Source organism: Bradyrhizobium sp. KBS0727 (assembly GCF_005937885.2).
Lineage (GTDB): Bacteria > Pseudomonadota > Alphaproteobacteria > Rhizobiales > Xanthobacteraceae > Bradyrhizobium.
In genome coordinates this window covers 2,256,958-2,281,990 of record NZ_CP042176.1, presented here as the reverse complement: position 1 = coordinate 2,281,990, position 25,033 = coordinate 2,256,958, and the positions used below count along the sequence as shown (strand labels likewise).

At 63.1% G+C, this 25,033-nt stretch carries 22 protein-coding genes; 4 read left to right on the top strand and 18 right to left on the bottom strand.

All coding sequences use genetic code 11. The features are described 5' to 3' along the window. The first annotated feature begins 77 nt into the window (after positions 1-77). Together FFI89_RS10395 and FFI89_RS10390 are read left to right on the top strand one after the other, a co-directional pair. Positions 78-1,019 (top strand): ABC transporter permease, encoded by a 942-nt coding sequence (locus tag FFI89_RS10395; protein ID WP_138835317.1) that lies wholly within the window; start codon positions 78-80, stop codon positions 1,017-1,019. A gap of 2 nt (positions 1,020-1,021) precedes the next feature. Beyond that, positions 1,022-1,909 carry an ABC transporter permease gene (locus FFI89_RS10390; RefSeq protein WP_138835314.1) on the top strand — a complete coding sequence of 296 codons (888 nt, stop codon included), beginning with the start codon at positions 1,022-1,024 and terminating at the stop codon, positions 1,907-1,909. Between the two features lie 66 nt (positions 1,910-1,975). Here FFI89_RS10390 and FFI89_RS10385 read toward each other — a convergent pair whose 3' ends face one another. From FFI89_RS10385 to FFI89_RS10355, 7 genes are all read right to left on the bottom strand, one after another. Continuing rightward, positions 1,976-2,719 (bottom strand): hypothetical protein, encoded by a 744-nt coding sequence (locus tag FFI89_RS10385; RefSeq protein WP_138835312.1) that lies wholly within the window; start codon positions 2,717-2,719, stop codon positions 1,976-1,978. 17 nt (positions 2,720-2,736) lie between these two features. Beyond that, entirely contained in the window at positions 2,737-3,987 is a 1,251-nt protein-coding gene (locus tag FFI89_RS10380) for an adenylate/guanylate cyclase domain-containing protein (protein ID WP_138835310.1), read from the bottom strand. Continuing rightward, complete coding sequence (locus FFI89_RS10375; protein WP_138835307.1) at positions 3,984-4,373, bottom strand: response regulator; 390 nt, start codon at positions 4,371-4,373, stop codon at positions 3,984-3,986. The genes FFI89_RS10380 and FFI89_RS10375 overlap by 4 nt, the downstream gene beginning before the upstream one ends. Then, entirely contained in the window at positions 4,370-7,072 is a 2,703-nt protein-coding gene (locus FFI89_RS10370) for an ATP-binding protein (RefSeq protein ID WP_138835306.1), read from the bottom strand. The genes FFI89_RS10375 and FFI89_RS10370 overlap by 4 nt, the downstream gene beginning before the upstream one ends. Positions 7,073-7,187: 115 nt before the next feature. Next, positions 7,188-10,286, bottom strand: coding sequence for a multidrug efflux RND transporter permease subunit (locus tag FFI89_RS10365; RefSeq protein ID WP_138835304.1), 3,099 nt, complete (start codon positions 10,284-10,286; stop codon positions 7,188-7,190). 113 nt (positions 10,287-10,399) lie between these two features. Beyond that, positions 10,400-11,593 (bottom strand): efflux RND transporter periplasmic adaptor subunit, encoded by a 1,194-nt coding sequence (locus FFI89_RS10360; protein ID WP_138835302.1) that lies wholly within the window; start codon positions 11,591-11,593, stop codon positions 10,400-10,402. Position 11,594: 1 nt separating this feature from the next. Continuing rightward, complete coding sequence (locus FFI89_RS10355) at positions 11,595-12,296, bottom strand: TetR/AcrR family transcriptional regulator (RefSeq protein ID WP_138836258.1); 702 nt, start codon at positions 12,294-12,296, stop codon at positions 11,595-11,597. A 203-nt stretch (positions 12,297-12,499) separates the two neighbouring features. On the opposite strand from FFI89_RS10355, the gene FFI89_RS10350 reads away from it, so the two are divergent. Further along, entirely contained in the window at positions 12,500-13,720 is a 1,221-nt protein-coding gene (locus FFI89_RS10350; RefSeq protein WP_138835299.1) for a cytochrome P450, read from the top strand. 28 nt (positions 13,721-13,748) lie between these two features. Here FFI89_RS10350 and FFI89_RS10345 read toward each other — a convergent pair whose 3' ends face one another. Beyond that, positions 13,749-13,940: a hypothetical protein gene (locus FFI89_RS10345; RefSeq protein ID WP_138835297.1), complete on the bottom strand. Its 192-nt coding sequence runs from the start codon at positions 13,938-13,940 to the stop codon at positions 13,749-13,751. Positions 13,941-14,191: 251 nt separating this feature from the next. On the opposite strand from FFI89_RS10345, the gene FFI89_RS35160 reads away from it, so the two are divergent. After that, positions 14,192-14,323, top strand: coding sequence for a hypothetical protein (locus FFI89_RS35160; RefSeq protein ID WP_256379176.1), 132 nt, complete (start codon positions 14,192-14,194; stop codon positions 14,321-14,323). Positions 14,324-14,521: 198 nt separating this feature from the next. Here FFI89_RS35160 and FFI89_RS10340 read toward each other — a convergent pair whose 3' ends face one another. The 10 genes from FFI89_RS10340 to FFI89_RS10295 all read right to left on the bottom strand — a co-directional run bounded on the left by FFI89_RS10340 (position 14,522) and on the right by FFI89_RS10295 (position 24,955). Beyond that, positions 14,522-14,902, bottom strand: coding sequence for a hypothetical protein (locus tag FFI89_RS10340; RefSeq protein ID WP_138835295.1), 381 nt, complete (start codon positions 14,900-14,902; stop codon positions 14,522-14,524). A 211-nt stretch (positions 14,903-15,113) separates the two neighbouring features. Further along, the gene (locus tag FFI89_RS10335) at positions 15,114-15,410 is read right to left on the bottom strand and encodes a hypothetical protein (RefSeq protein ID WP_138835293.1); all 297 of its coding nucleotides are present in this window, start codon (positions 15,408-15,410) and stop codon (positions 15,114-15,116) included. A gap of 253 nt (positions 15,411-15,663) precedes the next feature. Beyond that, positions 15,664-16,527, bottom strand: a complete 864-nt coding sequence (locus tag FFI89_RS10330) for a sugar phosphate isomerase/epimerase (RefSeq protein WP_138835291.1) — start codon at positions 16,525-16,527, stop codon at positions 15,664-15,666. Further along, positions 16,527-17,720, bottom strand: a complete 1,194-nt coding sequence (locus tag FFI89_RS10325) for a dihydrodipicolinate synthase family protein (protein ID WP_138835289.1) — start codon at positions 17,718-17,720, stop codon at positions 16,527-16,529. The genes FFI89_RS10330 and FFI89_RS10325 overlap by 1 nt, the downstream gene beginning before the upstream one ends. 21 nt (positions 17,721-17,741) lie before the next feature. Then, the gene (locus FFI89_RS10320) at positions 17,742-18,893 is read right to left on the bottom strand and encodes a Gfo/Idh/MocA family protein (RefSeq protein ID WP_138835287.1); all 1,152 of its coding nucleotides are present in this window, start codon (positions 18,891-18,893) and stop codon (positions 17,742-17,744) included. Next, positions 18,890-20,293: a hypothetical protein gene (locus FFI89_RS10315; RefSeq protein WP_138835285.1), complete on the bottom strand. Its 1,404-nt coding sequence runs from the start codon at positions 20,291-20,293 to the stop codon at positions 18,890-18,892. The genes FFI89_RS10320 and FFI89_RS10315 overlap by 4 nt, the downstream gene beginning before the upstream one ends. An 11-nt stretch (positions 20,294-20,304) precedes the next feature. Beyond that, on the bottom strand, positions 20,305-21,153 hold the full coding sequence (locus FFI89_RS10310; protein WP_138835283.1) for an ABC transporter ATP-binding protein: 849 nt from the start codon (positions 21,151-21,153) through the stop codon (positions 20,305-20,307). A 124-nt stretch (positions 21,154-21,277) separates the two neighbouring features. Further along, on the bottom strand, positions 21,278-22,276 hold the full coding sequence (locus FFI89_RS10305; RefSeq protein WP_138835280.1) for an ABC transporter substrate-binding protein: 999 nt from the start codon (positions 22,274-22,276) through the stop codon (positions 21,278-21,280). 133 nt (positions 22,277-22,409) lie between these two features. Then, entirely contained in the window at positions 22,410-23,219 is an 810-nt protein-coding gene (locus FFI89_RS10300) for an ABC transporter permease (RefSeq protein WP_138835278.1), read from the bottom strand. A 1,028-nt stretch (positions 23,220-24,247) separates the two neighbouring features. Further along, complete coding sequence (locus tag FFI89_RS10295; RefSeq protein WP_210249101.1) at positions 24,248-24,955, bottom strand: TetR/AcrR family transcriptional regulator; 708 nt, start codon at positions 24,953-24,955, stop codon at positions 24,248-24,250. Positions 24,956-25,033: the final 78 nt, after the last annotated feature.

The following is a 25,033-nucleotide window of genomic DNA, read 5'->3' as shown; positions in this document are numbered from 1 at the left end:
CCTTCAACTCCCTCCCCGGGGAAGGGAACGATGCAGCGCGTGCTTTCGCGCGTTGGAAGCCGTAGCGGATTCGCCTCATGCTGAATTTTCTCGCGCGCCGCATCATCCAGCTCGTTCCGACACTGTTCTTCGTCTCGGTGCTGATCTTTTCGCTGCAGCATTTGCTGCCGGGCGACCCTGCGCTGGTCATGGCCGGCGAGGAACGCGATCCTGCCGTGATCGAGCAGATCCGCCGGCAATACCGGCTCGATCAGCCGATCCCGATTCAATATGTGTTCTGGATGAAGGGCGTGCTGTCGGGCGATTTCGGCGAGTCGCTGCGCAACAAGGTTCCGGTGCTCACCCTGATTGCGCAGAAACTGCCGGTGACGATGCAACTGGCCGGAATGGCGATCGTGATCGCGTTCCTGATCGGCATTCCCGCCGGCATCGTCTCGGCGGTCAAGAAGGGCACGGCGTGGGACTACGGCGCCAACCTGTTCGCGCTATGGGGCATCTCGACGCCGAACTTCTGGCTCGGCATCATGTTGATCTTCCTGTTCTCGATCGAACTCGGCTGGCTGCCGGCATCGGGTTATGTGCCGCTCACCGAAAACTGGCGCGCCAGCCTCGCCTCCACCATCATGCCCGCCTTCGTGCTCGGCAATGCCATCGCTGCGGTCCTGATGCGCCATACCCGCAGCGCCATGCTGCAGGTGCTGGAAAGCGACTACGTCCGCACCGCCCGCGCCAAGGGACTTTCCGAACGCTCGGTGATCCTCAAGCACGCCATGCGCAACGCGCTGACGCCGGTCATCACGCTCGGCGCGCTCGAACTCGGAACGCTGCTGTCGGGCGCGGTGCTGACCGAACAGATCTTCTCCATTCCAGGCTTCGGCAAGCTGATCGTCGATGCCGTGTTCAACCGCGATTACGCCGTCGTGCAAGGCGTCGTGCTGACGACGGCGACGATCTACATCACGCTGAACCTGATTGCCGACATCGCCTATATCCTGGTCAATCCCCGGCTGAGGGCGTAGCGATGACCGACGCAGCTCTCACCGCGATCCCGGCGGCCGCCGCCGACGAACTGGAAAGCCCGTCGCGTCGTGCGCTGCGCCGGTTGTTCCAGCGCAAGGGTGCGGTGGCAGGCCTTGTCGTGATCGCGACGTTTGTGCTGCTCGCTTTGTTCGCGCCGCTGATCCTGCCCTATGACCCGATCGCGACCAGTTGGTCGCTGGTGCGCAAGCCGCCCTCCGCGCTGCATTGGTTCGGCACCGACGAGCTCGGCCGCGACATTCTCAGCCGCGTCGTCTATGGCGCGCGGGCCTCGCTGATGGCCGGCGCGATTTCGGTCGGGATCGCGCTTGGCATCGGCGTGCCGCTCGGTCTGTTGTCGGGCTATCGCGGCGGCTTCATCGACGCCCTGATCAGCCGCATCACCGATGCGATGCTGGCCTGTCCGTTCCTGATCCTCGCCATCGCGCTGGCAGCGTTTCTCGGCCCGAGCCTCGGCAATGCCATGATTGCCATCGGCGTCTCCGCGACGCCCATCTTCGTGCGCCTGACACGTGGACAGGTGATGAGCGTCAAGGTCGAGGATTATGTCGAGGCCGCGCGCGCCATGGGCAATCCGCGCTGGCGCATCGCGCTGTTTCACATCCTGCCGAACATCATGCCGGCGCTGTTGGTGCAGGCGACGCTGTCGATCGCGGCCGCCATCATCGCCGAAGCCGCGCTTTCCTTCCTCGGCCTCGGCCAGCAGCCGCCCGCGCCGTCCTGGGGCAGCATGCTGAACGCCGCACAACGCTTCCTGACCAACGCGCCGTGGATGGCGATCTGGCCGGGACTGGCGATTTTTCTGGTGGTGCTGTCGTTCAACCTGGTCGGCGACGGCCTGCGCGACGCGCTCGATCCGCGGGAGCGGTGAGCTATTCTTCACCTCTCCCCGCAAGAGCGGGGCGAGGGAGCTGACTGCCCTCGCCGCGACGAACTCTCAAATCACCACCTCCCGCATCACCCTTCGGCAATCCATTTCGTATTCGAGGTCGATCACCGGCGGCCGGGCGAAATGCCAGGTCAGGCCGGAGCGCGCGGCGCCGCGGCTTACCAGCGCCTCGGCAAGGACAGGATGAAAGTCGTGGATGGTGTAGGCCTGCGTCGCGGTCGCATCCTTCCAGCTGAGCCCGAACTCGCCCATGCGCTTTTCCATCACGCCAACGACGTAACGGACTTTCTCCTTGATGCCGTCGGGGCTGATATCCCGGTAGCGGACCGTGCGTTCGGCGTAGCTCGCGGCCCCGTCCTGCGACTCGCCGCTGCCGGCGATCACGAAGCTCGGCGTGGTATTGCCGCTCGGCCGCGTAAAGGAGAAGGCATAGAACGACGGCTCGGCCGGCGGATCGATCTCGGGGCAGACATTGCTGCGCGCCACCGGATTGGCCTTGCCATCGTAGACACCCCATTCGGCCAGCGTCTTGACGTAGTGCAGATTGAAGTTCCGGAATCCTTCGTCGGTGAACGCCGCGGGCGAGCGAAGCTCGCAGGCGCAGAACGAGGTCAACGGCCGCCCCGCGGCCTGAATGTATTGTGCGATCCGCGCAAAACCTTCCGCCAGTGGCACCCATTTGTCGAAGCGGACGCGCTCGACTTCATATCCGGGACTGGCTGCTGCGCCCGCCGAATACTGGAACACGGCCGGAATGTACCGGTAATTACCGGCGGCGAAGTCACTGGTCATGTCGCTCCCTTTTTTTGTTATTCCAGTTGCATACGGACGCCCTTGGCGCCGTTGAGCAGCCGTTTCAGATGAAATCCGGCCAGCGCATCGTCGGCATGAAGGCCGACCAGCGCCGCAAAGGCCGGCATCGCCGTGGCGTCGCCGGCCTCGAGCTTGGCGAAGGCTTCGGAATATTGCGCGGTGGCAGGCGCCTTGAACAGCGCGTCCTGCAGTGGTTCGAAGGCGCGAAGCGGCTCGCTCCGACCGCGCAGCATGATATCGCCGACCGGCCGCCCCTGAAAATTGCCGGCCGCCTCGGCGACCGCCGCGCTGACGCAAATACGGGTGCCGAGATGCTTGTTGGCGGCCTCGAGCCGGGCCGCGGTGTTGATGGTGTCGCCATAGGCGGTGTAGTCGAAAAAGCGACTGCCGCCGAAATTGCCGACCAGCGCCGACCCGGCATGGACGCCGATACGCGTGGCGCCGAAATTGACGCCCTTGTCTTTCCACCGTTCGCGGAACGCCTGGGCCCAGATGTCGAGGTCATGGGCGCAGGCAATGGCGCGCCGGGCATAGTCCGGCTGGTCGCCGGGCGCATTGAACAACACCTGGATCGCATCGCCGATGATCTTGGCGACCGTTCCCTCATGGGCGAACACGACGTCGGTCATGCCGCCCACATATTCGTTGAGCAGCGCGCCCAGCACTTCCGGCGCCGCGGTCTCCACCAGCGAGGTAAAGCTGGTGATGTCGGTGAAGATGGTCGCAATCTCGCGCCAGTGCACTTCCATGCCGTCGCTGTCGCCGACGGCTGCGAGACGGCTCGCGATCTGCGGCGAGAAATACCGCGACAACGAGGCGTGCGCGCGCTCGGCTTCGGCCTGGCGGCGGCGGGCCTCCCGCATCATCTCGACATGGCGGATGGTCTTGTCGATCGTCATTTCGAGATCGCCGAAATCGATCGGCTTGGTCAGGAAGTCGAATGCACCGCGATTCATCGCGGTGCGGATGTTGCTCATGTCGCCGTAAGCCGAAACGATGATGGTCGATGTCTTGTCCTCGGCCTCCTGCAGCTTCGCCAGCAGCGACAGCCCGTCCATCCTGGGCATGTTGATGTCGGATACCACCATGTCGACATGCGGATGCTGCTCGATCGAGGCCAGCGCCTCGATGCCGTCATGGGCGAATACGAACGTCATCGCGCCGTCGCGGATCTGGCGGCGGAACTTCTGCAATACCAGCGCCTCGAGATCGGGCTCGTCGTCGACGACGAGGATGGTCGCGGTCATGCGGCTTGTCCAAGCCTGGTGTCGATCTCGTTGCGCAGCAGCGCAAAATCGATCGGCTTGGTCAAAAGGCCGGTGGCGCCGTTCTCGATCGCCTTGCGGCGCGTTTCGGCATCGCCATAGGCGGTGATCATGATCACGGGCACGTCGGGGCGCTCGGCACGCACCTTCGGCAGCATTTCGAGCCCGCTCATGCCGGGCATGTTGATGTCCGACAGGATCAGGATCAGCGAGGGATCCGTGACATCGGCGGCACGCGCCAGCGCCACAGGCGCCGACGGCGCGAATTCCATCGTAAAACGGCCGGATTTCAGATCGCGGCGGAATTGCTGACGAAACAAGGATTCGACATCGGGTTCGTCATCGACAACGAGTATGTAAACGCTCAATTCTTGCCTCCAGTGATCGACTGTGCCGCCCCGCTTCTGGGCAGCGTAATAATGAATTCGGTAAATGCGCCGGGCTCGGTCGCGACATCGATCGTACCGCCGTGCTGCTTCACGATGATGTCGTGGCTCATCGACAGGCCGAGGCCGGTGCCCTCGCCCGCCGGCTTGGTGGTAAAGAAGGGATTGAACATCTTCTCCTTCACCTCGGGCGGAATGCCGGTGCCGTTGTCGCGAATCCGGATTTCCACCTTGTTGCCCAGGCTCCTGGTGGCCGCGCTCAAGGCGGGCTCAAAGCCCTCGTCGCCGGCCTCCTTGCGCTTGGTCGCGGCGTAGAACCCGTTCGAGATCAGGTTGAGGAAGACGCGGGTAATTTCCTGCGGATACAGGTCGATCTGGCCTGCGGCGGGATCGAAGTCGCGCTTCAGCGTGATGTTGAAACCGGACTTTTCGGCGCGCGCGCCGTGATAGGCGAGATTGAGGCTCTCCTCGACGATCGCGTTGATGTCGGCGGGCCGGTGCTCGCCCGAACCCTCGCGCGAATGCAACAGCATGTTCTTAACGATCGAATCCGCCCGCTTGCCGTGCTGCACGACCTTTTCGAGGTTGCCCTTCAGCATATGGGTGAGCTCGTCGATCTCCTCGCGCGTCTTGTCGTCGAGCGCCGCCGGCTTCAGCACGTCGTTCAGCTCGTCGATCAATTCCCCCGACAACGCCGCGAAATTGTTGACGAAATTGAGCGGGTTCTTGATCTCATGGGCGATGCCGGCGGTGAGCTGGCCGAGCGAAGCCAGCTTCTCGGTTTGCACGAGGCGGTCCTGCGCGGTGCGCAACTCGTCGATCGAAGCGGAAAGCTCCTTGGTGCGCGCCTGAACCTGATCGAACAAGCGGACGTTCTCGATGGCGATGACGGCCTGGTCGGCAAAGGTCTGAACCAGATCGATCTGACGCTGGCTGAAGGGTCCGGGTTCCGGCCTCCCCAGCAACAGCACCCCCTCGACTGCGCCATCACGCATCAGCGGCACGGCGAGCACGGCCCGGTAGTTGCCGAGCACCGGCGCCTGGCCGAAATCATATTCAGTGTCGCCTTTCACGTCAGGAACGTGGGCAGGCTTGCCATCCATAAAAACCCGGCCGGTGATGGTGTCACGGCCGGGTTTGATGGGATTGGCGTGCATGAAATCGACGAACGCCTGGGTGCAACCCGACTCGGCCTGCAGCCGCATCACCTCGCCATCACGCAGGCAGATGATCCCGAGTGATGCGCCGCACAACGCCTTGGCGGATTCCGTCAACGTCGTCAGCACCGACTTCAGATCGAACGCGGAACGGCTGATGACCTTGAGCACGTCGGCGGTAGCGGTTTGCTGCTGCAGCGATTCACTCAGTTCCGCCGTGCGCTGCTCGACCTTGTTCTCAAGGTCCGTATAGGATTCCTGAAGCCGCGCGCCCATGTCGTTGAATTGATTGGCAAGACCTTCCAGTTCGTCGCCGGTCTTGATCGAGATGCGCTGGGCGAAATCGCCGCCGCCGATCCGTTCCGCGCCGGCGCTCAGCGCCCTGATCGGACCGACCATGCGGCGGGCCAGGAAGATTCCGGCAAGCACGGCAAAGATCGACGCTCCCAGCAGCACGATCGCGAGCCGCTGCAATGCCGCGTAAAGCGAGGCATAGGCCTCCTTGACCGGCAGCTCGACGAACATGATCCATCCCAGCGGTGCAATCGGCGCAGATGCCGTCAGCACCTCCTGTCCCTGAATATTCAGCGCACCCTGCAAGGAATCGCCGGAATTCGCAGGCTCTATCCGCGGCGCTGGCGGGGGCGGCACCGGCGGCGGAGTTGCGCGCCCACCAGGTGTGGACTGCGCCGCTTGTGCGACCGCCGCTGCCGCAGCTTGCTCGGCGAGCGCCGCCTGCACGGCCAACGCGGCCTGCACCTGCACCAGCTTCGACATGTCGGTGTTGCGCAGCACCAGGCTGATGTCGGGATGGGCGATCAGCCGCCCCTGCGAACCCACCACATAGGCATGGCCCCGCTCGCCGACCTTGATCTGCGAGACCACGTCCCAGATCAGCTTCAGATTGACCTCGGCGATGCTGACGCCGGCGTCCTTGCGGGTGCCGGCGAGCGACAGCGTCATATAGGGCTCGGATTCGCGGCGAAAATAGACCGGTCCGTAATAGACCTTGTTGGCGACGGCCTCGGTGAATTTCGGGTCCTTGGAGAGGTCGAGGCCGGACTCCAGGACATCCATGGAGAGGCGCGATACCCGTAGGCGCTCCTTGCCGGTCGAATCGATCTGCGACAGTTCGGTGATGGCCGGCACCTGCCGCAGCAGCCGGAGCGCGTCAAAGCGGCGGTCCTGCAGCGATCCTGCCGACCACGGCAGTTGCGTGGTCCAGCCGAGCTGGCTTTCGATTTCCTTGATGAACTGGCCGATTTTGGCGGCGGCGGCCTCGGCCTGCTCGTGCTGAATCCGGATCAGCGCCGCCTTGTGCTCGCGATAATAGAAGAAAACCTCGAAAATCCCGTTGGAAAGCAGCGCCACGCCCACCACCGCGACGAATAGCGCGACATATTTGGCGAACAGGCGGGTACGGACTTTCGGCCCCGGAGTTCCCTGCACGGACGGTGCGTCCGCCACGGACGAAGCCGCCAACGTTCGTCCTTCCGACGTGTCCGGATGCAGGGAAATGCTCATCCCGCCCAAGTTAGCAAGAAGACTTCGCCTTGTCTCTTGCCGCAGTGCGGGAGAATAGCAAGGCAAACGGCGGCGTGGTGGTAGCCGCCGTTCCGAAGTCTATCCGCTCAAGCGCTCAGGTCGGCTTGAGCGCCTGCTGACCGGCGAGATCGAATTCGGCGATCTGCTTGGCCCGCTCGGAGCTAGCGTTGGCTTGGTGGTCGGTCGCGATCAACGTGTAGACGGCCGGCAGCACGAACAGGGTGAACAGCGTGCCGATCGTCATGCCGGCCACGACGACGAGGCCGATCGAGAACCGGCTGGCCGCGCCGGCACCCGTAGCCGTCAAGAGCGGCAACAGGCCCGTGACCATGGCTGCCGTCGTCATCAGGATCGGACGCAGCCGGATGCGGGCGGCCATCTCGATCGCTGAGCGGCGGTCGAGCCCCTCGTTGAGCTGCAGCTCGTTGGCGAACTCCACCATCAGGATGCCGTGCTTGGTGATCAGTCCGACCAGCGTCAACAGCCCGACCTGGGTGTAGATGTTCATGGTCGCAACGCCGAAGAACAGCGGGATCAGGGCGCCGACGATCGCCATCGGCACGCTGATCATGATCACGAACGGATCGCGCAGGCTCTCGAACTGCGCCGCCAGCACCAGGAAGATGATGACGATAGCGAACGCGAACGTGATCAGCAGCTGACTGCCTTCATGGACGTATTGCCGGGAGTCCGACAGGAAGTCGTAGCTGAAGCCGGACGGCAGCTTCTTGGCCTCACCCTGCAGGAATTCCACCGCCTGTCCCATCGAAACGCCGGGCATCGGCACGGCTTGGAAGGTCGACGAGTTGAGCTGGTTGTAGTGGGTCAGCGCGTTCGGATCGGTGGCGGTCTCGACCGAGACCACGGTCGACAGCCGCACAAGCTGACCGGTCGTGCTCGGTACGTAGTAGTTGTCGAACGACTCCGGTGCGAGCCGCTTGTCGCGCGGCACCTGCGGGATCACCTGGTAGGACCGGCCTTCCAGATTGAAGCGGTTGACATAGTTGCCGCCGAGCAGCGTCGCCAGCGCGCCGCCGATCGACTGCATCGTGATGCCGAGGTCGCTCGCCTTGGAACGGTCGACCTTCAGCCGGACGACCGGCTGATTGAAGTCGAGGTCGCTGTCGGAGACGATGAACAGGCCGCTATTGCGCGCGGCGGCCTTGAGCTTGTCCATCTGTTCGAACACCGCCTGGAATCCGGCCGTCGAGCTGATGACCATCTGCACCGGCAGACCGCCGGGGCCGCCGGGCAGCGGCGGCAGGCTGAACGCGAACGCGTTGACACCCTCGATCTTCGATAACTCCGCCTGGACCAGCGGCTGCAGCTGCTGCGCGCTGCGCTTGCGCTCATCCCACGGCTTGAGCAGCATGCCGGCGAAGCCGCCCTGCGGACCGGTGATCCCGTTCAGGACGAACCGCAGATCGGTCTCGGGAAACTTCTGGAACTCCTTGTCGATCTTGTCGCCGTAGTAGTCGATGTAGTCGATGTTGGCGTATTTCGGCGCCTTGGTCACCGCGAACACGATGCCCTGGTCTTCCTGCGGCGCCAGCTCCTTCGAGGTATGCACGTAGAGGAAGCCGACGAGGCCGAGGATGGTCACCGCGAACAGAGCGGTGATCGGCCGATAATCGAGCGAGCGGTCGAGTTGGCGGCCATAGGCGCGTGTCACTGCGCCGAACACGCGGTTGACGAGCTTGGCGAAGCGCCCTTCGTCGGCGCTCTTGAGGAACACCGAGCACATCATCGGCGACAGCGTCAGTGCGATCACGCCCGACATGATCACCGAACCGGCGAGCGTGAAGGCGAATTCGCGGAACAAGGTCCCGGTCACGCCGCCGAGGAAGCCGATCGGCGCGTACACCGCAGCCAGCGTGATCGTCATCGAGATGACGGGGCCCACGATCTCGCGCGCGCCCTTTAGCGACGCCTGCACCGGTGGCATGCCCTCCTCGAGATGGCGGTGGATGTTCTCCACCACCACGATGGCGTCGTCGACCACGAGGCCGATCGCCAGCACCATCGCGAGCAGCGTCAGCAGGTTGAAACTGAAGCCCGCGGCCAGCATCAGGATGCAGACGCCGATCAGCGACAGCGGGATCGTGACGACCGGAATGATCACCGACCGGATCGAGGCCAGGAACAGGAAGATCACAACCACGACGATCAGCACCGCTTCACCCAGCGTCTTCTGGACCTCGTCGATCGACGACTGGATGAACTTGGTCGAGTCGTAGGCCACCTTCATCTTCATCGACGGCGGCAGGTTGCGCTCGAGCTCCGGGAACAGCGCGCGCACGCCCTTGACGAGCGTCAGCGGGTTGCCCTGAGGCGTCGCCTTGATGCCGATGAAGATCGCGTGCTCGCCGTTGAAGGCGACGCTGGCGTCCGAGCTCTGGGCCGCGAGTTCCACCGTCGCGACGTCCTCGACGCGGACGAAGCCGCCGTCCTTCGACTTGACGATCATCCGTTTGAACTGATCGATGCTCTGAAGGTCGGTATTGGCCGAGACGTTGGAGACGATGAAATAGCCCTTGGTCTGCCCGGCGGCGGCCTGGAAATTGTTGGCGGCGATCGCGGCCGCGATGTCGTTTGACGACACGCCGCGTCCGGCCATGCGGATCGGATCGAGCCAGAGCCGCATCGCAAAGGTCTGGCCGCCCAGGATGTCGGCGGATGCGACGCCGTCGACCGTCGACAGCACCGGCTGCACGACGCGCGTCAGATAGTCCGAGATCGCCGATCCCGTGAGCTCCTCACTGGAGAAGCCGAGATACATCACCGCGATCGTATCGCCGGTCGCCTTGCTGACGACGGGGTCGTAGGATTCCTTCGGGATCAGGTATTTGACCGAGTTGACCTTGGCGAGCACCTCGGTCAGCGCCTGGTTCGGATTGAAATTTAGCTTGACGTAGACTTGGATCGTCGAGGTGCCGAGCACCGACGACGAGGTGATGTAGTCGACGCCCTCGGCCGAGGCGACGGCCTGCTCGATCGGCGTGGTGATGAAGCCCTGGATCAATTCCGGCGCGGCACCGGGGTATGACGTGGTGATCGTCACGACGGTGTTCGACAGGTTCGGATATTGCCGGATCGGCAGCGTGGTCGCCGCCCGCAGGCCGATCAGCAGGATCAACAGGCTGACCACGACCGAAAGAACCGGGCGCTTGATGAAGATATCGGTTAAGGCCATCGCAATTTATCCCGGTAAGTTCGCCAATTGGGCGCGGTCTCCTGACGGAAACCGCTGCCCGCTTTTCGTCTGCATGCGGCCCGTCGGGCCGTAAATCCCAGTAACGCGCAATCCTAGTAGCGTGGGGGTGTCGCCGGAATCGGCGGCGCCGGATCGGTCGAGATCGCGACCGGCATGCCCGATTGCAACTTGATCTGCCCGACGGCAACGACGCGGTCGCCGGGCTTCAGGCCCTTGAGGATCTCGACGCGGCCTTCAATCCGGTTGCCGGTTTTCACGAAGCTGCGGACCGCGGTCAGGATGGTCTTGCCGTCGTCGCTTTTCTTCTCGGTGATCAGGAACACGGAGTCGCCATACAGCGTGTAGTCGACCGCCGTTTCCGGAACGGTGACGACCGGCGGCTTCTCCGGCAGCAGGATCGTGGTGGTCGCGAACATGCCGGGCTTGAGGATGTTGTCCGGATTGTTGATCGTCGCCTGCACGCGGATGTTGCGGGTATCGGTCGCGATCTGCGGCTCGATGGTCGTGATCTTGCCTTCGAAGGTGCGTCCCGGATAGGCGTCGACCGAAACCCGAACGGTCTGGCCAACCTTGATCTGCGAGCTTTGCTTCTCGGTCACGGTCAGGTTCGCATAGAGCACCGACAGATCAGTCAGCGACACGATCTGCGTGCCTGCCGTCAGGTACTGGCCGACTTCGACCTGACGAACGCCGAGATCGCCCTCGAACGGCGCGCGCACCAGCTTCTGCGAAATGATGGCTTCGGTCTTGGCGATGCCTGCATTGGCCTGGTCAAACGCGGCTTGCGCCGAATCGACGGTCGACTGCGGCCCGAACTGGCGCGAGGCCAGCTGCTTGGCGCGATCGAGCGAGAGCTGCGCCACCGTCGCCTGCGCCTTGTAGTTGGCGAGATCGCCCTGGTCGGGACCGTCAAACAACTGCACCAGCGGCGTACCCGCCTTCACGTGGCTGCCAGCCGTGAACAGGATCTCGGTGATGCGACCGGACACATCGGAGGTGACGTTGACCTGATGCACCGCGACGAGATCGCCGACCGCCGTCAGCAGGTTCGGGATCGCCTCGGTCTTGGCCTCGGCCACGCTCACATTCGACGCCGGCGGTTTGTTGTTGGCAAAGAACTGCGCGATCATGTGGCTGCGGAAGGCGTTGAAGCCGACCAGCCCGCCGGCCAGCACCGCCAGCAGGACGCCAACGATGATGAACCAGCGCACCATCCGGACGGGGCGCTTGGCGGGTTTTTCCCTGAGCGGTTGCCCCGAGATATGGCCTTCGGTCTGGATATTCATGTCATGCACTTTCTGCAGTTACCGATGGTCCCTGCCACGGTGACGGCTCGCGGTCTAAACGTGTAGCGATTGCGGCTTCGGTAAGTCCGATACCGCGGAGAATGAACTGGCAAAGTTGCCGCTCGACATCGGCGGGGTTGCCATAGGAAAGACAGGGAACGGCCGGAAGCCGCGTCAGCGCAGCCATCAACACGGTGTGGTGGGCGAACCAGAACAGGTTGAGCGGTTCGCTGCCGATCCGCACCGCGTCGCCAGCCGCAACCGCGCGTTCGAGCGATGCGGCGAACACCGGCCCGATCAAGTCGCCGACCTTGCCGTACAACAGCCGCGCGAACTCGCCGTCGTCGAGATGGCTCGTCACCATCAGCCGCATCCGCTGCACCTCTTCCTGGTCCGGCGCGTCGCGGAGCTGCATGAAGTGACCGATCATGCCTTTTACGAGTTCGACCAGGGTTCCAGTCGACGGTTCCTGGCCGAGCAAATGCGCCAGATCCGGGTCGGCCTCGCATTCCTCCGCCAGGATCTCCGCATAGAGCGCGGCCTTGGAGGGGAAGTGCTTGAACAGCAGGCCTTCCGAGATCGCCGCCGCCGCCGCCACGCTCTTGGTCGTGGTGCCGGCAAAGCCGTTCCGGGCAAAGCATCGCTTGGCGGCGCTCAATATCAATTGACGCCGCAGGTCACTGGTCATCCGCAGGGTAGACATGGGCATGTGAGTAATCACTCACCCACCAGGATGTCAAGGTTTTATTGCAGTGCAAACGGCAATTTCAGCCCAAATCGGCTTGAATCCCAGCGCCCGCGGATGCCTTGACCCCGGCCTCGGCACGCGATTTAAGATAGTTGCAGATGCGACTAATTCGAGACCGTCGCGCGACCGTTCTGTCTTCACAATGAGCATGAAGCGCCATGAACCTGGATGCACGCGAACTGGCTGCCACGTTCGACCTCGAGAAACTGACGCCGGATTTCTACGTCAACCCCTACCCGACTTATCGCGCGTTGCGGGAGCACGAACCGGTCAAGCGGCTGCCGAACGGCTCCTGGTTCCTGACCCGCTATGACGACCTGGTCGCGGCCTACAAGAACACCAAGGTGTTCTCCTCGGACAAGAAGAAGGAGTTTGCGCCCAAATATGGCGCCTCCCTGCTCTACGAGCACCACACCACCAGCCTCGTCTTCAACGATCCCCCCGCCCACACCCGGGTGCGACGACTGATCATGGGTGCGCTGTCGCCGCGTGCGATATCCGGCATGGAACCTGACCTTGTTGTTCTGGTGGACCGGCTGCTCGATGCCATCGCCGCCAAGGGCAAGATCGACCTGATCGACGACTTTGCCGCCGCGATCCCGATCGAGGTGATCGGCAATCTGCTCGACGTGCCCCAGCACGAACGCGGGCCCCTGCGTGACTGGTCGCTGGCCATTCTGGGGGCGCTGGAGCCTGTCGTCGCGCCGGACGTCTTTGCGCGCGGCAACAAGGCGGTGAAGGATTTCCTGGCCTATCTCGAAGGCCTGGTGGCGCGCCGCCGCGCCAAGCCCGGCAATCCCGACCGCGACGTGCTGACGCGGTTGATTCAGGGCGAAGACAGTGGCGAGCGGCTGACGGAAAAGGAACTGCTGCACAACTGCATTTTCCTGCTCAACGCCGGCCATGAGACCACCACCAACCTGATCGGCAACGGACTGGTCGCGCTGCTGGGTTATCCGGCCGAAAAGCTGCGGCTGATCGACAACCCGGCGCTGATCAAGACCGCCGTCGAGGAGATGCTGCGGTTCGAAAGCTCCAACCAGCTCGGCAATCGCATGACGGTCGAGCCGGTCGAACTCGGCGGCATCGCGATGCCGGCGGGCACGCCGGTAACGCTGTGCATCGGCGCGGCCAATCGCGATCCTGCCCAGTTCGCCGATCCCGAACGCCTCGACATCGGCCGCACGCCGAACCGGCATCTCGCCTTCGGCACCGGCGCACATCAATGCGCCGGGATGGCGTTGGCGCGGCTCGAAGGCGCGATCGCGATCTCGCGCTTTCTGGCGCGGTTCCCGAACTACACGCTCCGCGGCGAACCGGTGCGCGGCGGCCGGGTCCGGTTTCGCGGATTTTCGAGCGTGCCGTGTCAGGCCGGCTGAGGCCGCGGGCCTAAATCAGCGGATTAGACTAAGCGCCGGGCTGGTCGCCGGCGATGGCGCGGTCGATCGCATCGATCAATGTTTGCGTCTCCACGAACTTGGCGCGCGCCCGCTCTGCCTTGTCGCGATCGAACGCGGCGGCGAGAACCTTCGCATGCGCATCGCGTTCCTCGACCATGCGCTCCCTTGCCTTTTTCAGGGTGTCCAGCCGTTCGCTCATACAATGCTCACTTTGCCTGTTCCAGATCCATCGAAACGCGCGAACGCGCTGCCATCATGGTCCGATGGCCTTCATGCCTCGCAGTACGAAGAGAATCGCCGCGCGACCTTACGACATGGCAAGCCCGGCTGATTGAAATTAAATCCGCTTTTGCTCGACCGGCTCTATCTATTGCGCGCCAGATCGCTACCTTTGCATGGTTCGATGCCCCTTCAAGACACCGGACGACATCAACGCAGGGAGAGATCGGTATGCCCAAGGGCGAGCAAAAGGGTAATCGGGAAAAGAAGAAGCCGAAGAAGGAAAAGATCAAGACGATCGCTGCGGCACCGAGCCAGAAGGGCGTCGGAGGCCTGCAGTCGGGCTACGGCAACAAGAAATAACGTCATGCCGGGAAGCCGGCGGACGACCGCCGCCGGGATCGCTGGATTGATCCGTAGACGGCGCGCGGATGCGCGGCCGATCGGGATAGATTGTGGTTAGAGCGTTTTCCAGCGAAGTGGGAACCGGTTCGCGTCAAGAAAACGCGTCAAAACAAAAGAGTAGAGCCCGGTTCTGATTCAATCAGAACCGATAAGGCTTTAGTTCCCAGCGGTGTTGAAGCGCGAGAGGTCGCAATCCTTCTCGGCATATTTGGTTCGGCGTATGCCGTCGCGGTCTTCCTCAACGGTCGGCTTGCAACGCGCGCTCCATTCGGCTTCCGCCAACCTGTCGGCCTTGAGCTCTTCCTCCGTTCGCGGAATTACCTTGATCGTCGTGCGACCGCCGACGGCGAAGTCGGTCGACTGGCTCGGCAGAAGCGGATCACCGTTGGCAATGGCCCGGGCTTTGGCCGCGGCCGCGGACTGTTTTGCTTGGGTGGCCTGGACCGCATCCGCGGCATGCCCGTGATCCATCGCGAACTGGGCTGACGCCGACGAGATCGAGGCGATGACAATCGAGACCGCGAAGACGATACGCATGTTGGTTGCCTCACGAAATAAGCACTACCCGTCAGCAATGACGGACAGGCATTGAGGCGCGGTAAAGCAGCGTAACTAACCGGTTCGCAATTTTGTCGTTAAAACTTTAGCCGTCTCGCCGCCACGAAAAATGCGGTGCGAGCTCACACGACGCATGACGGAACTCATTCACGCACGCCGCACAACACGGCGCAGGCGCGACAAGTATCGACTACTCGCTGCGGCCGAATTCGCAGCCCTTCTTGGCGTAGACCAGGCGGCCGACGCCTTCATTGTCATAGGTGCGCGTCGGCTTGCAAAACGCTTCCCATTTCTCGATCGAGGCGCGCCTTGCTTTTTCGTCGTCCTGTTCCTGGGCGAGGCTGCGCGACGGCGCCTCGCGGTAGGACGTCGTGCACATTCTGCCGAAGAACTTGCTGTAGGTACATCGCTCAACGACGTCCCATCCCTCGGCGGCGGCCGATGTGGACAAAAGGGCGAGAGTTGCAATCGCGTAGAAGATTTTCATGGTGTCGCTCGTCGCTGCGGATAAACATCCTTACGAAACAGCTAACGCCGGAGCGGGCGCGGGCACAATGATAACCCTTTGTTAAGCTGAATAGCGCCGAAAAAGGTTAAATCTGGAACCGGGAACTCGAAGGCGCGCACTTGCGCCGTTCAATTGCGAGACAACATCGCCCATCATTGGCACAGCGAATACGCCGCGCTGAGCGAACTTGGCACACCGCTTCGATGGCGTGCCCGCCGTTCGTTTTCGAGCTCTACACCACCGTCCGGTGCCGCTCGATGCAGGTCTTCAAGACCTCGTCCATCGGCCTGTTCCACCAGTCATTCGAGAAAATCTCGATCTCGGAATAGCCGGCAAAGCCCTGCGCCTCGACCGCAGCGCGCACCGATTTGATGTCGATGACGCCGTCGCCCATCATGCCGCGGTCGTTGAGGATGTCCTTGGTGGGCACAAGCCAGTCGCAGACGTGAAACGCCAGCAGGCGCTCCTTGCCGGCGCGCACGATCTGCGGCAGCACATCCGGATCCCACCAGACGTGATAGACATCGAGCGCGACGCCGAGAGCGCCGCTGCGCGCAGGGTCCAGCGCATCGCAAATATCCAGCGCCTGTTTGGTCGTGTTGACGCAGGCGCGGTCGGCGGCATAGGCCGGATGCAGCGGTTCGATCGCGAGCGGCATGCCAGCCGCTCTCGCATAGTCCAGCATTTCGCCAAGGCCATCGTGGACTTGCGCCCGCGCACCGGCAATATCCTTGGTGGCTACGCTTCCCGGCCGCGAATATTGCGGCAGGCCGCCGACGACGAGCACGACGCAGGGCGCGCCCAGCGCGCTGGCCTCATCGATCGCGCGGCGGTTATCGTCGCGCGCCTCGATCCGGTGCGCCGCATCGGCGACGAACATGCCGCCGCGGCAGTAGCCCGACAATTCGAGCCCGGCGTCACGCACTGCCCGCACCGCACGGTCGAGACCGACGGCGGCGACCTGGTCGCGCCAGGGATCGATGGCACGGATGCCGTGCCGCGCGCAGGCTTCGATGATGCCGACCAGATCGCCCTGCTTGCGAACGGTCGCCGTATTCAGCGACAGCCAGCGATGATCGTTCGAAAAATCCCGCATCACGGCTCGACGCCGCGCGTCGCCAGCACCGCCTTCATGCGCTGCGTCGCCAGTTCGGGATTGGACAGCAGCCCGGCCTTGTCCGCCAATCGGAACAGTTCGGCCAGATGCAGCGTCGAGCGCGTGCTCTCCTGCCCGCCCACCATGGTGAAGTGATCCTGATGGCCGTTGAGATAGGCCATGAACACGATGCCGGTCTTGTAGAACCGCGTCGGCGCCCTGAAGATATGGCGCGACAGCGGCACCGTCGGCCCGAGCACGTCATGGAAGCCGGCTTCGTCGCCGGCGGCGAGCCGCGACAGCGCGTAGGAGGCGGCCGGCGCGATGGCGTCGAAGATACCGAGCAGCGCGTGCGAAAAACCCTTGTCGTCGCCGGCGATCAGTTCGGCATAGTTGAAGTCGTCGCCGGTATACATCTTGACGCTCTTGTCGAGCCGCCGGCGCATGTCGATCTCGCGCTGCTTGTCGAGCAGCGAGACCTTGACGCCATCGACCTTGGCGGCACTGGCGTTGATGATCCCGACCGCGATATCCATCGCGGTATCGAGGTTCGCCGTGCCCCAGTAATTCGCCAGCGCCGGATCGAACATGTCGCCAAGCCAGTGGATGATCACGGGCTCGCGAACCTGCGAGAGCACGCGGTTATAGACCTTGGCGTAATCGTCGGCGCTGCGCCCGAGTTTTGCCAGCGCCCGCGAGGCCATCAGGATGATCCGGCCGCCGGCCTTTTCAACGGCCGCGATCTGCTCTTCATAGGCGCGGATCACGTCGTCGAGGCTTTTTGCGTCCTCGACGGGGAGATGGTCGGTGCCGGCGCCGGAAAACACCAGCGCGCCGCCCCTCGCCTTCGCCGCCCGCACCGAACGCTGGATCAGTTCCAGCGAGGTCGGCCAGTCCAGCCCCATGCCGCGCTGCGCAGTGTCCATCGCCTCGGCGACGCCAAGGCCGAGGTCCCAGACGTGCTCACGGAACGCAATGGTCCGGTCCCAGTCGACGGCCGATGTCAGCCACGGGTCGCAATCGGCCAACGGATCGGCCACCACGTGGGCCGCGGAAAACGCCACGCGGTTCAGCGTGCCTTCGAGTTTCGCCGGAAACGTCCGCGACGCCGCCAGGCGGTAGGTCTCGATCAGGCCTCCGGCGGTCGGCAGCTTCAGCGACAGCGACGATGGCGGCATGACTGGTTTGTTCATGGTGCTTGTCCTTGTCTTGCCTCACACCTTGATCGGGGCGACGTCGATCCAGCGCCGCTCGCGCCAGCTCTGCAGCGCGCATTCGGCGAGCTGAACGCCCTTGGCGCCTTCCAGCAGCGTATATTTATACGGCGCGTCTTCGCAGACGTGGCGGATGAACATCTCCCACTGTTCCTTGAAACCGTTGTCGTAGGTGACGTTCTCCGGCAGCTTCTGCCAGTCGGCATAGAAATCGTGGGTGCGCTTCTCGTCCGGGTTCCAGACTGGTCGCGGCGTCGCCTGCCGGGCCTGGATCATACACTCGGTGAGTCCGGCAACCGCCGAGCCGTGGGTGCCGTCGACCTGGAAGGTGACGAGATCGTCGCGGTAGACCCGCGTCACCCAGCTCATGTTGATATGCGCAATCACGCCGCCCTTGAGACGGAAGGTGACATAGGCGGAGTCGTCGGCGGTCGCGGTGTACTTCTTGTTTTTCTCGTCGAAGCGTTCCGGGATGTCGGTGGTGCCGGTGCAGCTCACGCTCTCGACTTCGCCGAACAGGTTGTCGAGCACGTAGCGCCAGTGGCAGACCATGTCGAGAATGATGCCGCCGCCGTCCTCGCTGCGGTAGTTCCATGACGGCCGCTGCGCCTCCTGCCAGCCGCCCTCGAACACCCAATAGCCGAACTCGCCGCGCACCGAGAGCATGCGGCCGAAGAAACCGGAGTCGCGCAGGAACGCCAGCTTCTTCAGGCCGGGCAGGAACAGCTTGTCCTGCACTGTACCGTGCTTGACGCCTTTGGCATTGGCGAGCCGCAGCACCGCAACGGCCTCGTCCAGGTTGGTTGCGATCGGCTTTTCGCAATAGACATGCTTGCCGGCCTCGATCGCTTTCGTCAGCAGCGTCGGGCGCGCCTGCGTGGTGGCGGCGTCGAAGAAGATGGTGTCGTCCTTGTTGGCGAGCGCCTTGTCGAGGTCGGTCGACCATCGCGTCACATTGAAACTCTTGGCCAGACGCTCGAGCTTGTCGGCGTCGCGGCCGATCAGGATCGGATCGGGCAGCATGCGGTCGCCATTCGCAAGCAGCACGCCGCCGGAATCGCGGATCGCGATGATGGAGCGGATCAGATGCTGGTTGAGCCCCATGCGGCCGGTCACACCGTTCATGATCAGGCCGAGGCGTTTGGTCGTCATACTGCGTTCTCCAAGGATATTCTGGCTGTTGGCTGCGCCAGCGGCGACATCGCGGACCAGTCCGGATGCACGGAGGTGGCAAAGCCTGGTGTCGTCAGCGATCCCGTCAGGAGATGGCCGTTATGGATGGCGAGACGGACCTTGTGGCCGTCCTGGGCATAAAGATCGGGATGTGCGATCAGGAAGGCGTTAGCCTCCGCGGCCGGCGTATCGCCAAAGCCGTCGACATAATGGTGACCGTTGCGCTCGGCATGGGTAACGCCGATCAGCGCGCCGAGCGCGAGATCCTGCTGCACGGCCAGTCCGGCCTGGCAGGTCAGGTCTTCGCCGGCGATGAAGCATTTCGTGCCGGCCGCGCTCCATTTGGCCGCGCGCGTGGCATTGATCACCGACTTGTAGATGCCCTTGCAGGATTTCGACGAGATGCCGCGATAGCCGAGCGCGCGCGCCACCGGGAATGCATCATAGGAATCGTCGGCCTCGTCGACGATGAAATCACGGCGGGCGAGCGCGCCGAGCGGCGAGGCCCGGGTGATATCGCGCGGCATCGGCTGCTCGATATAGAGCAGCTTGGCCGCGATCGGCCGTAGCGCGGGGTCGCGGTCGAGCCGGTCGACCAACGCACCGAGCGCGCCGAGGTCGGCATATTGCTCATTGGCGTCCAGCGTCACCTGGTAATCGTGCGGCAGCGTCGCCAGCTCCGCACTGATGCGGGTCAGCCGTTCCGCATCATGCCCGGGATCGCCGTTGAGCTTGAGCTTGAAATAGCGCGCGCCGGCGTTTTCCTTTGCGTCGGCAACACCACCCTCGCCTTCGACCTTGTCGTCCATGCCGACAGTGTGCCGGACCGCGACGCGCTCGAGTCGCTTTCGTTCCGACAGGAACTGCGCGATATCGTCGTTACTGAGATCGCGCGACAGCCGCGCATCAACGCCACTGATATTCGCCGCCATGCCGTCGAAAAAATTGGTGCCGACGGCGCGCAACAACGCATCAAGGATCGCCTTGTCGATCTCGGCCGGACCATAGCCCGCCGCCAGCGGAGGAATGTCCTCCTTGGCGCAGGCCTCGGCCTGTGCGGCGATGCAGGCCGCGTGCAGGCCGAACGCGGTCTCGTAGCCGGCATGAGCCAGATAAAGTTCCCGCGCGATCAGCAGCGAGCGTCGCAACTCCGAAACCGTCTCTTCCGGCGACAGATGCGGCCGCTTGTCGAACCATTTCGGCACCAGAAATTCGGCACTGGCGCCGACAGCGTTGCCTTTGCCTTCCACCTCGATCTCGACACGCACGAACATCTGCGGCGTCGCGTTGATGACGACGGCGCCGAACCGGAACGGCCGCGCAAACGCGACCGGGCGTTCAAAGAACGAGATATCTCGCACAGTCAGGCGATACGGCATCGGGCCAGCTTTCAGTCCAGCGGGCTTTGGGTGAAGAAGTGCTTGCGGATGCGCTGCACCAGTTCGGTGAAGGCGGGATCGGCCATCGAATCCAGCGAACGCGGGCGCGGCAGCGGCACGTCGTAGATCGCGGCGATCGCGCCTGGCCGTTCGGTCATGACCAGCACGCGGTCGGCGAGGAACACGGCTTCCGGTATCGAATGCGTGATCAGCAGCACGGTCTTGCCAGTCTCGCGCTGGATCCGCATCAGCTCGACATTCATCTTCTCGCGCGTCATGGCATCGAGCGCGCCGAACGGCTCGTCCATCAGCATGATCTTGGGATCGTGCACCAGCGCGCGGCAGATCGAGGCGCGCTGCTGCATGCCGCCGGACAGCTGCCAGGGCAGCTTCTTCTCGAACCCTTCGAGCCCGACCAATTTCAAGAGCGCCTTGGCGCGCAGCAAGTACTCTTGGCGCGGCAGCTTCTTCATGTCGATCGGCAGCATCACGTTCGACAGGATGTTGCGCCATGGCAGCAGCAGCGCGTTCTGGAACACGATGCCGACATTGCCGTGCGGCTTCGTCACCTGTTCGCCGTCGACCAGGATTTCACCGGTCGAGGGCGCGAGCAGCCCCGAGATCATCTTCAACAGCGTCGACTTGCCGCAGCCGGACGGGCCGACCACGACAAAGAACTCGCCCTCGTTGATGTGAAAATCCAGCGGTTTTAGCGACGGCACGTCGCCGTCGCGCGAGCGATAGGTTTTCGACACGCCTGACAGCGTGATTCCCGGCGTCGCCTGCCCGGCGCGATCGGACACCAGGCGCAGATGCGCGGCGGGTTGATGGGTTTCGGTAGGTTTGGTCGCGGGGTTCATTCAACGTCCATTCGAAAAAGCCGTCATTCCGGGGCGATGCGAAAGCATCGAACCCGGAATCTCGAGATTCCGGGTCTGGTGCTACGCACCATCCCGGAATGACGACATCTCAATTGCATCACCCTCACGAGCCGCCCTTCGGCAGGTAATCGTTGGTATAAAACGCCTTCGGATTGTCTTTGGCCTTGGCGTCGAGCCCGCCATATTCGACCAGGAGGTTGACCGTGTCGGTCATGTTCTGGTCGGTCACCTCGAACGGCCGCTTGGCCTTGGTTTCCGGCGTCCGGTACAGCGGGATCGTCAGCTCGAAGCCCTGGGTCAGGGTCTCGATCTTGCCGCCCTTCGGGTTGGCGTCGAGGATCGACTGCGCCGCGCCTTTCGGATCCTTCTCGGCGGCTTCGACCGCCTTGGTCGTCGCCGACATGAAGCGCTTGACGAGGTCGGCATTGGCCTTGACGTAATCGGTGTTGGCGACGATGCCGGACGACACCATGTTGATGCCGTAGTCGGCGAACTTGATCGGATAGACGTCCTTGCCGGTGGCATCCTTGATCTTCATCGACTGGTCCATGACGTAACCGAGCAGCAGATCAGCCTGGCCGTTGATGACCGCGTTGAGCTTGGTCTGGCCGTCGCCGGCGACCGTGGTAAAATCGCTTTCCTTCAAGCCGGTCTTCTTCAAAAAAAGCGGCCAGATCTGCGTCATGGAATCGGCGGGCGTGATCGCGACCGTCTTGCCCTTGATGTCCTCGGGCTTCCTGATGTTCTTCTCGACGAAACCCATCGCCGACATCGGGCTGGTCTGCAGCAGCACGCCGGTGGCAACGATCGGCGCGCCCTTCACTGCCGCGCGCATCATGGTGGGTACGTCGACATAGCCGAAGTCGGCGGTCTTGGCCGCGACCGCCTGCGTGGTCGCCGCCGAACCGCGGCCTTCCTGGATTTCGAGATCGATGCCCTCGGCGGCATAGATGCCCTTGGCCTTGCCGTAATAGAACGGCGCGTGCTCGCCATAGACGTACCAGTTCAGCATCAGCACGACCTTGTCGGCGGCGGAAGCGGGAACCACTGAAAGCGCGGTCCAGATCAAGGCGGTCGCAACCGCTGTTATCATCCGCATCATGTTTTCTCCCTTTCCCCGTCATTGCGAGGAGCGTCAGCGACGAAGCAATCCATCTTTCGACTTGCGGCAAGCATGGATTGCTTCGCTGCGCTCGCAATGACGATCTGATCGTCTGTTGTCCGTCCGGCTTACCTTATGAAGCGAAAATGATGTCCTCGCGCTGGCTGACATGCCAGGGGATCACGAGCTTTTCGATGCGATCGACGATCCAGAACAGCACCACGCCGAGCAGCGCCAGGATCACGAGTGCCGCAAACATCGTCGGCAGGTCGAAGGTGCCGATCGAACGTTGCAGCACATAGCCGATCCCTGAATTGGAGCCGACGAACTCGCCGACCACGGCGCCGACCACCGCGAGCGTCACCGAGACCTTGAGGCCGGAGAAGATCGCCGGCATCGCATGCGGCAGGTTGACGGCGCGGAACACCTGGAAGCGGCTGCCCTGCATGGCGCGCGCGAGATCGACCATATCGGGGTCGACCGACTTGAAGCCTTGCACCGCCGATACCACGACCGGGAAAAATCCCAACAGGAACGCCGAGATCACTTTCGGAATGATGCCGAAGCCGAACCAGACCACAAACAGCGGTGCGATCGCGATCTTCGGCACCGATTGCGAGAACACCAGCAGCGGATAGACGTAGCTCTCCACCGTCTTCGAGCCCGCGATCAGCATCGCCACGGGAATGCCGAACAGCGCCGACAGCGCAAAGCCGCAGATGGTGGCGTAGGTGGTCGGCCAGGCCTGCCGCAACAGTTCCGGCCAGTCGGTCCACAGCACCGCCAGCACATCGCCGGGCGACGGGATCTGATAGGCCGGGATGTGGAACAGCCGGATCGCCAGATCCCAGGCAACCACGATGAAGATCAGGAACAAAAACGGCCGCAGCCACGCCGCGTTCAGCGCTCTGGATACACCACTGGGCCCCTTCGCCTCTGCCACGTCTCGCTCCCTGGCTCGCCTTCTTTTCGGAGGAGAAATTAACCCGTTGGATAAATACTGTCTAGGGCCAATGGTGTGACAATTTGAGACCTGTTGACGATTTGGGGATGCGGAATCGCACTCTCCACCGTCATGCCCGGGCAAAAGCGCGAAGCGCGTCTTCGCGCTAGATGACCCGGGCATCCACGACTTGAGGGTCCCGCGCCAGCAAAGGACGTGGATGGCGGGGACAAGTGTTTAGCCCAGCCATCCGCTCCCGCAGGGTTGTGCGGCAAGACATTTGCCCCACGCTGGGTGGCCCGAATTGCGGTGGGCGCACCATGGACTGCTTCCGCCTTCGCTCCCAGAACTTCTGGCGACCGAGTCGCCCGTGCGCGCAATAACGAATTCATTCGTCGACCTGCGACAAATCAACCCGACGGGCAAATCACCTAAAGTCTGTCCAGACCCTCGCGAAAAAATATTCCGCTGTTACCGTCGGGCAAATCAGTGGTTCAACTCCGCCCGTCTACCGCGACAAGAGGGGCGATCGCGATCGTCACGAACGTGCGGTGGGATGCGATGGACGCTGATGCTGCGACTGACGAGCGCGGCAAAAGCGTACGGTGAAGTCGTGTGGGCCTGACGTCCCGGTGCTGACGTCAAGTTGGCGGAGGCGAAAGCCGAAGCAGACGATGGTGGCAAGAAAGCCGGTCACCAGGGCGAACTCGTATAAGCCGTAAAGCCGTTGCGTGGGGGAGGCCGGTGTGTTCACCGCTGAACCTGTATGCTCGTAGGCAGCATATCTCTTTGCAACACGCCTGCGAGACCGCGGGTGCAGCGCGCACCCGGTCTTCCCCGCGCCCTCTCTTTGGAGAGGGCAGGAGTAAATACGCAAAACTCGGGCATATCGGGCCGCGAGATCGCGAAGCTATGCCTTCTTACGCTGGGCTGTTTGACAAGTGGATGGATGTACGACTGCGACCCGCCCCAAGAAAGACGTGGATGGCCGGGACAAGCCCGGCCATGACGACGAAGCTGCGCCGGAGCTACACCGGCTGATGCGCCGGAGCCCGCAAACCCTGCACTTTGTCTTTGCCGAAATCCGCGGTCGATTTTCCCGTCAGCGCCGCCAGCACCAGCGCCACCATATGGCCGAGGCGCTCGTCCCGCGCTTCCTTTTTCAGGAGGTCGCGGCCGAAGATGACCGAGAGCGTGGCGCTGTTCGAGAGATAGAAGAAACACAGCCCGGCGATCGAGATGTACAACTGCACCGGATCGACGGCGACGCGAAAATCGCCGCTTTCGACGCCGCGCGTCACCACGGTGCGGATCATCTCGACGAACGGCGAGTGCATCGACTTGACCTTGGTCGAGCGCTTCAGATGGCGGGCTTTGGCGAGATTTTCGGTGTTGAGCAGCGCCAGAAATTCCGGGTTGCGGAGAAAATAGTTCCAAGTGAAGTCGATCAGCCGCTCGATCGCCTCGGGCGGATCGAGATGTTCGAGATCGAGGCCGCGCTCCTCGGAACGGATCTTGTCGTAGGCCGCCTCCAGCACCGCGAGGTAAAGGTCTTCCTTGTTGCCGACATGGTAATACAGCATGCGCTTGTTGGCGTCGGCATTGGCCGCGATGCGGTCGACGCGCGCACCGGCCAGGCCATGGGCAGCAAATTCCTGCTTGGCGGCCTCGAGAATGCGGATCCGCATGCCCTCGGGGTCGCGCTGCCACTTCAAAACGCGTTTTGCCTTTGCCAAATCAATCGCTCGATGGACGCATGATGACTGCTGTAGCACGCGGGGCAGCGTTTGAGAATGCGGGGGTGCTGTTCACCC